12 protein-coding genes, 1 pseudogene and 1 riboswitch are annotated in these 14,490 nt (G+C 62.1%); of the genes and pseudogenes, 7 read left to right on the top strand and 6 right to left on the bottom strand.

Annotated features, from left to right (window positions below):
• Positions 1-70 precede the first annotated feature (70 nt).
• The gene (locus HB778_RS19560) at positions 71-481 is read left to right on the top strand and encodes an ester cyclase (protein WP_183456197.1); all 411 of its coding nucleotides are present in this window, start codon (positions 71-73) and stop codon (positions 479-481) included.
• A gap of 484 nt (positions 482-965) precedes the next feature.
• On the opposite strand, the gene HB778_RS19555 is transcribed toward HB778_RS19560, so the two are convergent.
• Together HB778_RS19555 and HB778_RS19550 are read right to left on the bottom strand one after the other, a co-directional pair.
• Positions 966-1,298, bottom strand: a complete 333-nt coding sequence (locus HB778_RS19555; RefSeq protein WP_183456195.1) for a protamine-2 (modular protein) — start codon at positions 1,296-1,298, stop codon at positions 966-968.
• 106 nt (positions 1,299-1,404) lie between these two features.
• Positions 1,405-2,394, bottom strand: a complete 990-nt coding sequence (locus tag HB778_RS19550; protein ID WP_183456193.1) for a LysR family transcriptional regulator — start codon at positions 2,392-2,394, stop codon at positions 1,405-1,407.
• Between the two features lie 312 nt (positions 2,395-2,706).
• Here HB778_RS19550 and chvE point away from each other — a divergent pair, with 312 nt between their 5' ends.
• The 5 genes and pseudogenes from chvE (at position 2,707) to HB778_RS19525 (ending at position 9,132) form a co-directional block, all read left to right on the top strand.
• Positions 2,707-3,777 (top strand): multiple monosaccharide ABC transporter substrate-binding protein, encoded by a 1,071-nt coding sequence (chvE, locus tag HB778_RS19545; RefSeq protein WP_027060955.1) that lies wholly within the window; start codon positions 2,707-2,709, stop codon positions 3,775-3,777.
• 185 nt (positions 3,778-3,962) lie between these two features.
• Positions 3,963-5,495 (top strand): multiple monosaccharide ABC transporter ATP-binding protein, encoded by a 1,533-nt coding sequence (gene mmsA, locus HB778_RS19540; RefSeq protein WP_183456192.1) that lies wholly within the window; start codon positions 3,963-3,965, stop codon positions 5,493-5,495.
• 57 nt (positions 5,496-5,552) lie between these two features.
• The gene (gene mmsB, locus HB778_RS19535; protein WP_183465144.1) at positions 5,553-6,779 is read left to right on the top strand and encodes a multiple monosaccharide ABC transporter permease; all 1,227 of its coding nucleotides are present in this window, start codon (positions 5,553-5,555) and stop codon (positions 6,777-6,779) included.
• Positions 6,780-6,974: 195 nt separating this feature from the next.
• Positions 6,975-7,967: an AraD1 family protein gene (gene araD1 / locus HB778_RS19530; protein WP_183456190.1), complete on the top strand. Its 993-nt coding sequence runs from the start codon at positions 6,975-6,977 to the stop codon at positions 7,965-7,967.
• Between the two features lie 207 nt (positions 7,968-8,174).
• Positions 8,175-9,132 (top strand): annotated as a pseudogene (locus tag HB778_RS19525) (IS5 family transposase).
• Positions 9,133-9,305: 173 nt separating this feature from the next.
• On the opposite strand, the gene HB778_RS19520 reads toward HB778_RS19525, so the two are convergent.
• Together HB778_RS19520 and HB778_RS19515 are read right to left on the bottom strand one after the other, a co-directional pair.
• Positions 9,306-10,079 (bottom strand): ABC transporter substrate-binding protein, encoded by a 774-nt coding sequence (locus HB778_RS19520; protein WP_183456188.1) that lies wholly within the window; start codon positions 10,077-10,079, stop codon positions 9,306-9,308.
• Positions 10,080-10,178: 99 nt separating this feature from the next.
• A complete protein-coding gene (locus HB778_RS19515) occupies positions 10,179-11,273 on the bottom strand; it encodes a 2'-deoxycytidine 5'-triphosphate deaminase (protein WP_183456186.1) in 1,095 nt (364 codons plus the stop codon).
• 99 nt (positions 11,274-11,372) lie between these two features.
• Positions 11,373-11,450, top strand: a riboswitch (SAM riboswitch).
• A gap of 56 nt (positions 11,451-11,506) precedes the next feature.
• Here HB778_RS19515 and HB778_RS19510 point away from each other — a divergent pair.
• A complete protein-coding gene (locus tag HB778_RS19510) occupies positions 11,507-12,694 on the top strand; it encodes an O-succinylhomoserine sulfhydrylase (protein WP_183456184.1) in 1,188 nt (395 codons plus the stop codon).
• Positions 12,695-12,715: 21 nt separating this feature from the next.
• Here the strand turns inward: HB778_RS19510 and HB778_RS19505 are convergent, their stop codons facing one another.
• Positions 12,716-12,943 (bottom strand): BrnA antitoxin family protein, encoded by a 228-nt coding sequence (locus tag HB778_RS19505; RefSeq protein ID WP_183456182.1) that lies wholly within the window; start codon positions 12,941-12,943, stop codon positions 12,716-12,718.
• Between the two features lie 303 nt (positions 12,944-13,246).
• Positions 13,247-14,398 (bottom strand): ceramide glucosyltransferase, encoded by a 1,152-nt coding sequence (locus HB778_RS19500; protein ID WP_183456180.1) that lies wholly within the window; start codon positions 14,396-14,398, stop codon positions 13,247-13,249.
• Positions 14,399-14,490: the final 92 nt, after the last annotated feature.

Here is a 14,490-nt window from a genome sequence, read left to right as displayed (position 1 = left end):
CACGACAAACGCCGCTCAAGTGTTCAACATTTCCTAACTTCACGCCACTCGCTTACCCAGGAGAACAGACATGAAAGACAGCAAGCGCCTCATGGAGCGGTTCGTCGAGTTTATCAACACGGCGAGCGAAAAGCTCGCCGAGGAACTCATCTCTCCGAAAGCAATGTTCCACGTTCCCGGCCGTCCCGAGCCGGTGACTGGACCGGCCGGCTATCTCGAGATCATCGGAATGATGCGCGGCGGCTTTCCTGACATCAAGTGGACTCTCGAGGAGACGATCACCGAGGGAGGCAACGTTGCCGCGCGCTTTACCATGAGAGGCACACATCAAGGGAGCTTCTTCGGCGTTCCACCCACGGGAAAGAAAATCGCCGTCCAGGCGATGAATTTCTATCACTGGTCGAATGGACAGATCGTCGGCGAACGTGGGCAGCCGGACTTGTTGGGGTTACTGCAACAAATCGGCGCCGCACCCATGTGACGTGTGGTGCATGCCCCCTGCATCGAGATGGTAGCCGATGACTGAACCGGGCCGATGGTCGCGAGACAGCTCGGCATGAGCGAGGCCACGATGCGCCGGCGCCTCGCTTTTGAGGACGCCCTTCACCCGCTCCATTTGAACGCGCTACCCGCTCCAGCTGTGGCCGGAGATTTTGCTGCTGAATTGATCGCTGCTGGCAACCTGTCCGGATAGCAGGATCGGCACGGGATAGGTCAGGCATGTCTAAGCCTGGCCAACGCGCATCTGCCTCTTGTGGAGGAACCGGGCGAGGTTGTTGATGTTTCGCGGCGCCACCTTCTTAGGGAGATGCGATCCAAGGCTAAGTGGGTGGCCCATTCCGTCACGGTTGGGTGGTCGGTGCCAGCCCCGGCACCGATTGCAAGACGCAAGCTTTGGACCCTGAATGTCTACGCAGTGACGACACCGGCCACGCTGCGGTGGCCGGCCTTTCGTCAACGGTTCGTCACAGCCAGACGCCGTGCCAAACCCGCTCGCGCCAGCAACGGACATGGCGGCGCCCGTGGCGCCAGTACCGACGGCAAACTCGTCTCCAGCCGTAGCGCCGTCTTCCTCCGTGATAGCGGCGATGCCAGCGATGCCAGTGACGATGGGAGACCTGCTCCACCTCGACCCCGTCATCCCCTTCGAAGACAGCCGGATCCGGCTTGTCCAGTTCATCGAGAATTCCGTTGCCCTGAGGAATACCGGCAACTGCGCGGCCGGGTCCGACTACGCCCGCAAACGCCACGGCCCCCGCAACGCCCAGCATTCCAGTGAGAAACAACCGACGTTCCATCAAAACCTCCCGAGTTGTTGACATCGACACCTCGTTCCCTCGCCCAAAACGGGCTCCAGCGAGAATGCCGATTGGGCGTGAACGCGCGAGTGCACTTGTTGTTCCATCAGCCCACTTCGCGCAGGATGAAATCGTGCAGCATCTTGGCGGCCGGCGACAGTACGCGATTCCGGACCGTGATCAGGCTGTAGGGCCTGACCTCGATGTCGAACTCGGTCTGGACGATGTCGATGGCGCCAGCGAGCCCGTCGGGGTTCTGGATGAATTTCGCCACCTGCACCGAAACCGGCGCAATGGCGTCGGACTGTGCGACCATGACCAGCGTCAGCAGCAGCGAACTGGTATTGAGGATCCGGTCCGGCAGCGCGATGTTGCGGTTGAGGAAATTGCTCTCCATCGCCTGGCGCAGGGGCGAACCACCCGACTGGAAGACCCAGTCATAGGCGGCGGTGTCTTCCAGCCGCACCACGCTGCCCCTGGTGAGCGGGTGGCCACTGCGTACGATCAAGCAGGCTTTCTCGACGCCGATGACACGCGATTCGAACAGCCGCGGATTGAGGTCGTCAGGGATGCGCGCGATGATGAAGTCATGGCGCGTGGCGATCAGTTCGCGCGCCAAGACATTGGAGGTCTCGACCTGCATGGTGATCTCGATGCGTGGATAGATGCGGCGGATTTCGCGGATCGCCGGCACCGCCAGCTCGATCGCAGGCGCCGTCACGGCACCGAGAAACACGGAGCCACCCTTGCCCGCCTTGAGCTCTGAAATTTCGCGATCGACCTCGCGCATTTCCAGCAGGATCGAACGCGCACGCCTGGCCAGCGCCTTGCCGTAGGGCGTCAGCGTGATGCCACGCGGCAGCCTCTCGCACAGCTTGACCTCGAGCACGGCTTCCATCTCGGCGATCATGCGCGATGCCGCCGGCTGTGAAATGTTCATGACCTGCGCCGCCGCGCTCACCCGGCCGTGGTCGTCGAGCGCGACGATCATGCGCATGTGACGCAGGCTGAGACCACTGCGCAGAAGGGTTTCGCCATCGCCCGGAGTTTCGTTGTAACCATTTGAAACTGAAGACGGATTCCGTAACGCCGCCATTGTCTTCCCAGCCTCCGCTCGCGACCCTCTGGCATTTGCCAGCAATCTGTCACGCCCCATAACATATACCACTGTCGGTATAGCAACCATCAAAGATCGCATTTGACAGTTATGGCAAAAGGGTCACAACGTCAGCGCGTTCCGAGACGCAACGGTCGCCGACGATAAAAATCGTATCGATTGAAATCAGCGGCTCGGGGCCATGGGAGGATACCGGAGATCGATATGACGGCAGTAGTGCCTTGGCGCTTCTGCACGATTGCGCGGCCCGCGACCCCCGGGGTGCTGCGTCCATCAACCAGGGAGAGTTACGTGAAAATCATCAAGACACTGGCCGCAGTCGCGGCGCTTGGCATCGCTGCCATGACCTACTCGGCGCACGCAGCCGACAAGGGTCTTGTCGGCGTGCTGATGCCGACCAAGACTTCGCAGCGCTGGATCAATGACGGCGACGCCGTCAAGTCCCAGCTCGAGGCTCTCGGCTACACCGTCGACCTGCAGTATGCGCAGGACGACATCCCCAACCAGCTCAGCCAGCTGGAAAACGAAATCACCAAGGGCCCGAAGGCGCTGATCATCGCCTCGATCGACGGCACCACTTTGTCGGACGCGCTGCAGAAGGCCGCTGACGCGGGCGTCGTCGTCGTCGCCTATGACCGCCTGATCAAGAAGACCAAGAATGTCGACTACTACACCACGTTCGACAATTTCGGCGTCGGCGTGATCCAGGCGAATTCGCTGGTCAAGGGCCTCAAGGAGCGCTTCCCGAACACCAAGCCGTGGAACGTCGAACTGTTCGGCGGCTCGCCCGACGACAACAACGCCTTCTTCTTCTACAATGGCGCGATTTCCGTCCTGCAGCCGCTGATCGACGACGGCTCGATCAAGATCAAGTCGGGCCAGACCGGCATGGACAAGGTCGGCACGCTGCGCTGGCTGGCGGCCACCGCCCAGGCGCGCATGGACAATCTGCTCTCGGCCAACTACTCGGACGGCAGCCGTGTCGATGGCGTTCTGTCGCCCTATGACGGCCTGTCGCGCGGCATCACCGCCTCGCTGCGCGCCGTCGGTTACGGCACGGACGCACAGCCTTGGCCGATCGTCACCGGTCAGGACGCCGAGACCGCCTCGGTCAAGCTGATCATCACGGGCGAACAGTACTCGACCGTGTTCAAGGACACTCGCGACCTCGCCAAGGCCACTGTCCAGCTGGTCGACAAGGTGCTCTCGGGCGGCAAGCCCGACGGCCTCGATGAAAAGACCTACAACAACGACGTCAAGGTCGTTCCCTCGATCCTGTTGACGCCGCATGAAGTCGACAAGTCGAACTACCAGAAGCTGGTCGTCGACTCCGGCTACATCAAGGCCGAAGACCTGAAGTAATCTCGGTTGTAAAATCAGGGGTCCTGCGCAACGCAGGGCCCCTTTTCGTTCACAAGCGACCCCGGTATTGTTTCTGCCGGCCTAGAGCAATTCCAGGAAAAGTGCGTAGCGGTTTTCCCGGGAAAAAGCGTAACGCTTTCCCTTGGGAATTGCGTAAAAACAAGAAAGTCTGGGAGCTTGACCTGATGACCTCGACGATTTTGGAGATGCGCGACATCACCAAGACGTTCCCCGGCGTGAAGGCGCTGTCCAACGTCAATCTCAGTGTCGAGGAAGGCGAGATCCACGCCGTGGTCGGCGAGAACGGCGCCGGCAAGTCGACGCTGATGAAAGTCCTGTCCGGCGTCTATCCCGCGGGCACCTATGACGGCCAGATCATTTTTCAAGGCCAGGAGTGCCAGTTCAAAGGCATCCATGACAGCGAACACAAGGGCATCGTCATCATCCACCAGGAGCTTGCCCTGGTGCCGATGCTGTCGATTGCCGAAAACATCTTCCTCGGCAACGAACACGCCAGATACGGCGTGATCGACTGGAACGCCAACGAGGCGCGCACCAGCGCGCTGTTGAAGAAGGTGGGCCTCAAGGAGGACCCCAAGACGCTGATCACCAATATCGGCGTCGGCAAGCAGCAGCTGGTCGAGATCGCGAAGGCGCTGAGCAAGGAAGTCAAGCTCCTGATCCTCGACGAGCCGACCGCATCGCTCAGCGAAAAGGACAGCCAGGCGCTGCTCGACCTTTTGCTCGAATTCAAGCGGCAAGGCATGACCTCGATCCTGATCTCGCACAAGCTCAACGAGGTGAACCGGGTCGCCGACAAGGTTACCGTCATCCGTGACGGGCGCACCATCGAGACGCTGGCCAGGAAGGACATTTCGGAGGACCGCATCATCACCTCGATGGTCGGTCGCTCGCTCGACGACCGCTACCCGCCGCGCGAGCCAAAGATCGGCGAGGTCGTGTTCGAAGTGAAGAATTGGTCAGTCTATCACCCGATCCATGCCGAGCGGCAGGTGATCAAGGGGATCGACATCAACGTGCGCAAGGGCGAGGTGGTCGGCATAGCCGGGCTGATGGGTGCCGGCCGCACCGAATTCGCCATGAGCCTGTTCGGCCGCTCCTATGGCCGCCGCATCACCGGCGAGGTGCTGCTCAAGGGCAAGCCGATCGATGTCTCGTCGGTGAGCAAGGCGGTCGAACACGGCATCGCGTACGTGACCGAGGACCGCAAGACCTACGGTCTCAACCTCATCGACCATATCAAGCACAACATAACGCTCGCCAATCTCGGCGGCGTGTCGCGTCATAGCGTGATCGACGATTTGCGCGAGCTTGCCGTTGCCAACGACTATCGCAAGAAGACCAATATCCGCGCTTCGAGCGTCTATCAGATGACCGGCAATCTTTCCGGCGGCAACCAGCAGAAGGTGGTGCTGTCGAAATGGCTGTTCGCCGACCCGGAAGTCCTGATCCTCGACGAGCCGACACGCGGCATCGATGTCGGCGCCAAGTACGAAATCTACACGATCATCGCGCGTCTTGCCTCGGAGGGTAAGGCGATCGTGGTCATCTCGTCGGAAATGCCGGAATTGCTCGGCATCACCGACCGCATCTACGTCATGAACGAAGGGCGCATCGTCGGCGAAATGCCGGCGGCGGACGCAAGCCAGGAAAAAATAATGCGCGCCATCGTTCGCGGAGAAGGAAAAGCAGCATGAGCACCGAAATCGCCCCCCGCCCCGCAGGGCAACGTCGCCGAAGAACAGCGTCCACGCATCGCCGTCTCGGCACTGACGACGAACCTGCGCGAATACGGTCTGATTATCGCGCTGATCGTCATCATGCTGTTCTTCCAGTTCACCACGTCGGGGACGCTGTTCAAGCCGGTCAACCTCAGCAATCTGGTGCAGCAGAACTCGTTCATCATCGTGATGGCGCTGGGCATGCTGCTGGTCATCGTTTCCGGCTATATCGACCTCAGCGTCGGATCGGTCGCCGGTTTCATCGGCGCGCTGGCGGCAAACATGATGGTCATCTGGCAGCTCGGACCGCTCAGCAATCCGTTGGTGGTTTCGATCCTCTGCCTGATCGTGGGCGGCTTGATCGGCGCGGCACAAGGCTACTGGATCGCCTATCACCGAATACCGAGCTTCATCGTCACGCTGGCCGGAATGCTGATCTTCCGCGGCATCTGTCAGGCGCTGCTGGGCGGCGGATCCTCGGTGGGCCCCCTTCCGGACGACTTCAAGGCGCTGAGCTCCGGCTTCATCCCGGACGTGATCGGGCCGCTGACGCTGATCCCGCCGACGGTGAATGCCGCCGGCAAGACCATCTTGGGCAGCGGCCTGACGCTGCACATGACGACGGTGGTGCTCGGCGTGATCGCCGTGGTGGCCTATGCCTATTTCGGGCTTCGCACCCGGCGCAAGCGCGAGCGCCATGGCTATGAGGCCGAGCCCTTCCCCTTGTTCGTCGTCAAGACGCTGGTCGCCAGCGCCCTGGCACTGTTCCTGGTCTATGAGTTTGCCAGTTACAGGGGCCTGCCGGTGGTGCTGCTCGTCATGGGCGTGCTGATCTCGCTGTTCGTCTTCGTCACCAAGCGCATGACCATCGGCCGCCGCATCTATGCGATGGGCGGCAACCCCAAGGCGGCGCAGTTGTCGGGCATCAACACCGAGCGGCTGACGCTGTGGGTGTTCATCAATATGGGCGTGCTGTCGGCGCTGGGCGGCCTGATCATCGCGGCGCGTCTCGGCCAGGCCGTGCCGGCTGCGGGTCTGGGCTCAGAGCTCGACGTCATTGCCGCCGTGTTCATCGGCGGCGCCTCGGCAATGGGCGGCGTCGGCCAGGTCATCGGCGCCGTGGTCGGCGGCTTCATCATGGGCGTGATGAACAACGGCATGTCGATCATGGGCGTCAACGTCGACTGGCAGCAGGTGGTCAAAGGCCTGGTGCTGCTCGGCGCCGTGATCTTCGACGTCTACAACAAGAACAAGGCCTGACAGGCTTAGGCGAGGCAAGTAGGAGGCATACGATCGCGGCGCTGCCGGCGAGTTGTCGGCATCAAGAAGTCCCCCCCGGGGGATCAGGCCCGCGAGCGCAATCCGGACGAAGAATTTCACCCGTGGCGCGGCTAGGTCCGAGCCGCGCAGGTCAAGGTTTGCCAAGAGGCAACCACACATGAGAGAGGACTGATCATGCTGATCTCGCAGATTCTCGACGACGCCGAGACCATCCGTGTCGTTGCCCGCAATGGCGGCAAGACCCGGATCATCAACGGCGCCCGCAGCGTCTACTCTCTGGCGATGGAGGCTGCCCGCACCGGCGTCGGCCTCGCCACCCTGATCGAACGCAAGGGGCTCGGTGAGGCGATCGATCTCGATGCCGCCTACAAGAAGGGGCGGCTGTTGTCGCCGATCAATCACCCCGATCCTGCTCACCTGCACCTGACCGGCACCGGACTGACCCATCTCGGCTCGGCGGCGACACGCGATTCCATGCACAAGAAGCTCAGCACCGATGGCGAGGAACAGCTCACCGATTCCATGAAAATGTTCCGCATGGGGCTGGAGGGCGGCAAACCCGCCAAGGGCCAGGTCGGCGTACAGCCGGAATGGTTCTACAAGGGCAACGGCACGATGGCCGTCGCGCCGGGTGCCGCGCTGCTGTCACCGGCCTTCGCCAAGGACGCCGGTGAGGAACCCGAAATCGCCGGCATCTACGTCATCGGCGACGACGGCGCGCCGTTCCGCGTCGGCTTCACCCTGTCGAACGAATTTTCCGACCATGTGACCGAGCGCGTGAACTATCTCTTTCTCGCCCATTCCAAGCTGCGCAACGCCTCGTTCGGGCCGGAGATCCTGATCGGCGACCTGCCTTCCGACATCCGTGGCACGTCGCGCATCGTGCGCGACGGCAACACGCTGTGGGAAAAGCCGTTCCTGTCGGGCGAAGCGAACATGTCGCACACCATCGCCAATCTCGAACACCATCACTTCAAATATTCGGCGTTCCGCCAGCCGGGCGACGTGCATGTGCATATGTTCGGCACGGCGACGCTGTCCTTCGCCGACGGCGTCAAGACCGAGGCCGGCGATGTGTTCGAGATCGAAGCCGGGGATTTCGGCCTGCCGCTGCGCAACCCGCTCGAGATCGAACAGCCGGTGAAGGTGGCGGTGAAGGCGCTGTAGCGCCAGCTTCCCCTTCTCCCCCTGTGGGAGAAGGTGGATCGGCGCGCAGCGCCGAGACGGTTGAGGGGTGGGTGACGGAGTGCCGTCCTTGCCAAGCTGGAACACCCCTCATCCGACCGAGCTTCGCTCGGCCACCTTCTCCCCTTGTGGGCCTGTTGCGTAATTCGCTGGTTGTGATTCTCTGAGAGGGAGCTCGGAGGAATCGCGATGGCGGTGAAGCAGACTGGACAGTTGAGCTTGGCGGAGGCTTTTCTGGGCCACAAGCTGACGGGGGGTTCTTCGCCACTCGACCGTCTGTCGGGTCTGGTGAAGTGGTACCGGTTCGAAAAGCTGCTTAATGCGCTGCGCGATGGTGGACCGGGTCGAGCTGCCTGGCCGCCGCTGGTGTTGTTCAAGGCACTGTTGCTGCAATCGCTCTACGGACTGTCGGATCGCGAGTTAGAGGAAGCGCTGGGCGATCGGCTGTCGTTCCGGCGCTTTGCTGGGCTGGGGCTGGACGATACAATCCCCGACCACACGGTGCTGTCGCGTTTTCGCAATCTGCTTGTCAGCGAAGGGCTGATGGAGAAGCTGTTTGGCGAACTGGACCGGCAGTTGGAGAAGGCCGGCGTGATCCTGAAGCGCGGTACGATGCTGGATGCCACGCTGATTGGATGCGGTCTCGACGCCGCCGACACCCGAGCGGCCGTCGCAGGATACGGACGCCCGCGTCACAGCACGCAAGGGCAAGAGCGGCCTTACCTTCGGCTACAAGGCTCATGTCGGGGTGGATGAAGGCTCTGGCCTGATCCGCACGGTGATCACGACACCGGCCAACGTCAACGACACGGTCGTGGCTGATCACTTGATCTGCGGTGATGAGAAGACGGTATGGGCAGACGCAGCCTATGACACCCATGCCCGCCGTGCTCGGCTCAGGGCGGCCGGCAAGAAGGTGCGCATTGCACGGCGCCCCAACAAGCATCATGCGCTGCCGCCGCGGCTCAAGCACTACAATCGCCTGATCGCCAGACGGCGAGCAGCGGTGGAGACCACCTTCGCCACGCTCAAGAACCGCATGAAGCTGACCACGATCCGCTACATCGGGCTGGCCAAGGCTGCTGGTCAGGTGACAATGGCGGCCATCGCTTTCAACATGCGCCGATGGGCCGCCATCACGGGATAGGTGCGTCCACAATCCGGCCAGCCAAGGCCGAACCGCCACCTCAAACATCGAAACCAGACCTCAACCCCTAAGAACCAGCAATAGCCCGCTGATCCTGTTCCCCCGCCGTTCCTCCCAGTAACTGCGCAACAGGCCCGCAAGGGGAGAAGGAAGAAGCGAGGCAGGCTTCAACCTCAATAAATATCGAAGTCGAAATACTTGGCCTGGATTTTCTTGTAGGTGCCGTCAGCGACGATCGCATCAATGGCCGCGTTGAGCTTGTCGCGCAGGGCGGTGTCGTCGAGGCGAACAGCGATGCCGGCTTGCGTCTCGGTACCCTTGACGTCGCCGATCAGCTTGCAGCAGCCGTCACTTGCCTTCTTCAGCCAGTCCACCAGCACGAACTTGTCCGAAATCACGGCATCAAGCCGGCCGTTGGTGAGGTCGGTGATCGCCTCTTCCTGGGTCGGGTAGAGCTTTGCCTCCGCACCCGCCTTGCCATAGGTGTTCTGGGCATAGTCGGCCTGCGTGGTCGAAGCCTGGGCACCGACCGTCTTGCCGGCAAGTGCCGCCGGGTCGGTCGAGGTCAGCTCGCTGTCCTTTGGCGCCACCAGAGCGAGCGGCGTGGTGTAGTATTTGTTGGTGAAGGCAACCTGCTTCTTGCGCTCTTCGGTGATGCTCATCGAGGCGATGATGGCATCGAATTTCTTGGCCTGCAGGGCGGGAATGATGCCGTCCCAGTCCTGGGTGACGATCTCGCACTCGACCTTCATCTGCGCGCACAGCGCATTGGCGATGTCGATATCGAAACCGACAACCTTGCCGTCCGAGGTGATGGTGTTGAACGGCGGATAGGCGCCCTCGGTACCGATTTTCAATTTCTCGGCGGCCTGCGCCGACAGAGAGCCGGCGGCCATCGCCAACATGGCAGCGCCTGCCGCCGACAGGATCCATTTTGAAATCTGCATTTTCTTGTTCCCCTTGAGCGCCGCATCGCTGCGACCGACAAGTCAGCCAAGCATGATGTGCCGGCACAGGCAAGTATTTTGCCTGGCGGCAGTCGAGGCTCAGCGCGCGGCGCGGAAATGCTTGGAGAGTTTCAGGCCCTGCGCCTGGTAGTTGGAGCCGAGATCGGTGCCGTAGAGCGCCTGCGGCCGCTTCAGCATGTGCTCGTAGACCAGCCGGCCGACGATCTGGCCATGGTCGAGGATGAACGGCACTTCGTGGCTGCGCACTTCAAGCACCGCCCGGCTGCCGGTGCCGCCTGATGCCGAATGGCCGAAGCCCGGGTCGAAGAAGCCGGCATAGTGGACGCGGAATTCGCCGACCAGCGGATCGAAGGGCGTCATCTCGGCGGCGTAGAGCGGCGGTACATGTACCGCTTCCTGGCTGACCAGGATGTAGAATTCATCCGGGTCGAGCACCAGTTCGCCGGCGCCGCTCTTGTGGATCGGCTCCCAGAAATCGACGACATCCTGCGCCGCGCGCTTGTCGACATCGACGAGGCCGGTGTGATGCTTGCCGCGATAGCCGACCAGCCCGTCACTGTCGCCGTTGAGATCGATCGACAGCGCGATGCCGCCGCCCGAAATATTCGGCGGTTCGGTGGCGACCAGCATCTGCGCGCGGTGCAATTCATTGAGTTCGGCTTCCGAGAGCAGCGCGTTGCCGGTGCGGAAGCGGATCTGCGACAGGCGCGAGCCGGTGCGCACGACGATCGGGAAGGTGCGCGGGCTGACTTCCAGGTAGAGCGGACCGTTATAGCCGGCGGCGATCTTGTCGAACTCATGGCCACGGTCGGTCATTACACGGGTGAAGATGTCGAGCCGTCCGGTCGAGCTCTTCGGATTGGCGGAGGCGGAAATCTCCGCCGGCAATGCCAGGCTTTCGAGCAGCGGCACGATGTAGACACAGCCCGTCTCCAGCACCGCGCCTTCGGCCAGATTGATCTCGTGCAGCTTCAGCCTGTCGAGCTTTTCCGAAACCTTGTGGTTGGGACCCGGCAGGAAGGAGGCGCGCACCCGCCAGGCCTTGTCGCCGAGCCTGAGATCGAGGCTGGCCGGCTGGATCTGGTCGGTATCGAGCGCGCGCGGCGACTTCAGCGCACCGGACTGGAACAGCGCCGCAATGTCCTGATCGGGAAGAATGCCTGTCTGCCGCAAGGCTACGCTCCTAGAGGGCAGGCTTTTGGCGAAACCTGCTTGGTACAAACCTCTTAATGAAGCCGGCAATTGACGCAAGCGTGGTACGGGTCTAAAGGGTCGTTATCCCGTGGTGATTTGGCCGGTCGGCTTGCAGCCACGTTAAACAAGTCGCTAAAGGACCGTTGGCCGCGAGGCCGTATGGACCGGTTGCGACTTTCGCGGCCGGTTTTTTTGTGTCTGGAACAAGAGCGATGAGCAGCAAGAAGCGCAACTGGAAGCCTCAGACAGCCCTCGTGCACAGCGGAACCTTGCGTTCCGGCTTCGGCGAGACCTCCGAGGCGATGTACCTGACCCAGGGCTATGTCTATCAAACGGCCCAGGCCGCCGAAGCCCGTTTCAAGGGCGAGGAACCCGGTTTCATCTATTCGCGCTACGCCAATCCGACCGTCGACATGTTCGAAAAGCGCATGTGCGCGCTGGAAGGTGCCGAGGACGCACGCGCCACGGCATCGGGCATGGCGGCGGTGACGGCGGCCCTTCTGTGCAGCGTCAAGGCCGGTGACCATATCGTGGCGGCGCGCGCTTTGTTCGGCTCCTGCCGCTGGGTGGTCGAAACGTTGGCGCCGCGCTACGGCATCGAGGCGACGCTGGTCGACGGCACCGACATCGCCAACTGGGAAAAGGCGGTCAGGCCAAACACAAAACTGTTCTTCCTGGAAAGCCCGACCAATCCGACATTGGAAGTGGTCGACATCGCCGCCGTCGCTTCGCTCGCCAACTCGATCGGCGCACGGCTTGTCGTCGACAATGTCTTTGCCACGCCTTTGCAGCAGAAGCCTTTGCAGCTTGGTGCCCATATCGTCGTCTATTCGGCGACCAAGCACATTGATGGCCAGGGCCGTTGTCTTGGCGGCGTCATCTTGTCGGACAAGAAGTGGATCGACGAGAATTTGCACGACTATTTCCGCCACACCGGCCCCAGCCTGTCGCCCTTCAACGCCTGGACGCTGCTAAAGGGCCTGGAGACGCTGCCGCTGCGCGTGCGCCAGCAGACGGAGAGCGCCGGCAAGATCGCCGATTTCCTCGCAGATCAGCCGCAGATTGCCCGCGTTATCTATCCCGGCCGTGCCGACCATCCGCAGGCCGAGATCGTCAAGAAGCAGATGTCGGGCGGCTCGACGCTGATCTGCCTCGACGTCAAGGACGGCAAGCAGGCGGCCTTCGCGCTGCAGAACGCGCTCGAAATCGTGCTGATCTCGAACAACCTTGGCGATGCCAAGAGCCTGATCACCCATCCGGCGACGACGACGCACAAGAATTTGAGCGACGAGGCGCGCGCCGAACTCGGCATCGGGCCTGGTACGCTCAGGCTGTCGATCGGCCTGGAGGATACCGACGATCTGCTGGAAGATATCGCGCAGGCGCTGAAGGCCGGATAGCGGCAAGCGGCAGGCCGAGGGTTACAGACCCACCGCCTTGCGCAGCGCTTCGTTCATGCGCGTCTGCCAGCCGTCACCATCAGCCTTGAAGCGGTCGAGAACATCGGCATCTAGCCGCAACTGTATGGCACGCTTGGGGCGCGCAAGTGGTGGCCGGCCAACCTTGCGGCGCGAAACGACATCGGTCGGTTGTGCATCTGGATCGGCCTCGGCGGCAGCGATGATCGTAGCATCTTCTTCATCGGTCATCGCGGCGAGCGCCTTGCTGGCAAGCGCCAAAGCATCAGCACGTGACTGCTTTGGCGGGCTAGCCTCGCGGTGGACGATTGTCTTAGAGGTTTTCGACATAGTCCATTGGCGAAATCGAAGGATGGAGCGATCGCAAAATCCACGCCATGCTTGGCCTTGTTCGTCCTTGCCTTGTTTTCATCCCACTCGAACAGCATCGCCATCGGTGCGTTTCATAAATTATGTATACACAAAAATAGCGCCTAATCCAATAATTTTTGTATATACGATAACTTCTCCTAGAATCAAGCTGAGCCGTCGAGATCAGGCGCGCGACGGCGTCTCTTCCAGTTCCGCCGCCTTGGTGCCGATGGTCATCGCATTGCCGCGCCAGTCGACGGCGCCGCCGAGCCAGCCGCGTGCCCACATCGCCGGCAAGATCAGGTCGCGCGCCATGATTGCCGCGACCGAGCGTGGCGACAGGTGCCAACCCTTGGACCAGGCCAGGGCACACTCCGGAAGGTAGAAGGCCGCCAGCACGCCGATGGCCGTCAGCGGCAGGCTGAAGCCGGCGCCGGCAGCCGCAACCAGCGCAAGCGTCAGCGGCACCACCGCGCCAGTCAGGATCTCGGGCGCGAAGAACAGCGGGAAGGTGACGCGGCGCAGGCGCGCCCAGCGGGCCTGACGCGACCAGATCTCGCCAAGCCTGCGCCGGCCGAGCGGCTGCTCGAAGGGCGCGGCGACGAGATTGACGCGCAGGCCGAGGCCATTGACCAGCTTGGTCGCGGCCGCGTCTTCGGCGATTTCGGCGGCCAGCGCGCGAATGCCGCCATTGGCATCCAGCATCGGCTTGTTCCACAACATGCTCTTGCCCTGGGCAAAACCAAGACCAAGCGCCTCGCCGGCGTACTGCCAGCGCGCCTGCAGCGTGTTGAGGAAGGCGCATTCGACCTCGGCCCAGAAGCCCTGCGGCCGCGAACCGATCGGCGTCGAGCAGACAAGGCCGGTATCCGCCCGCCACGCCGCCATCAGATGCTGGATGTAGTCTCTCGGCATCAGCACGTTGGAATCGGCCAGGACGACCCAGTTGTGCCGTGCGGCTTCCCAGCCCTTGACGCAATTGTTGAGCTTGGGATTGGCGCTGACGCGGTCGTCACCGATCAACAGCCGGGCCGGCACTTTTGGAAAGCGGCCAATGGCGGCGCGGATCAACCTGACCACCGGATCGTCGGCATGGGCGACGCAGAAGATCAGCTCGTAGCGCGGCCAGTCGAGCGAGAAGGCGCGCTCCAGCGTCTCCTGCGTGAACGGTTCGACGCCGCGCGACGGCACGACAATCGACACCGGCGGCGATTTGCCGGCTGGCCGTGCGATGATCGTGCGCCGTTTCAGCTGTGAGGCGGCGAGCAGGATGCTGGCAGCGTTTGAAAGGATAAGAGCAGTCGAAAGCGATGCGGCTATGAGAGTGAGTTCCATCGAGATCTGGTCACTCCAGAAAAGACGGCCCGCATCGTGGCCGTTTTCAACAGTTCGACAGAGCGCCGAGTCGCCCGGTTCGTGCACACCAT

This window comes from Mesorhizobium huakuii (assembly GCF_014189455.1).
GTDB lineage: Bacteria > Pseudomonadota > Alphaproteobacteria > Rhizobiales > Rhizobiaceae > Mesorhizobium > Mesorhizobium huakuii_A.
Note: the sequence above shows the minus strand (reverse complement) of the source record. Positions and strands in the feature narration are given on the sequence as shown.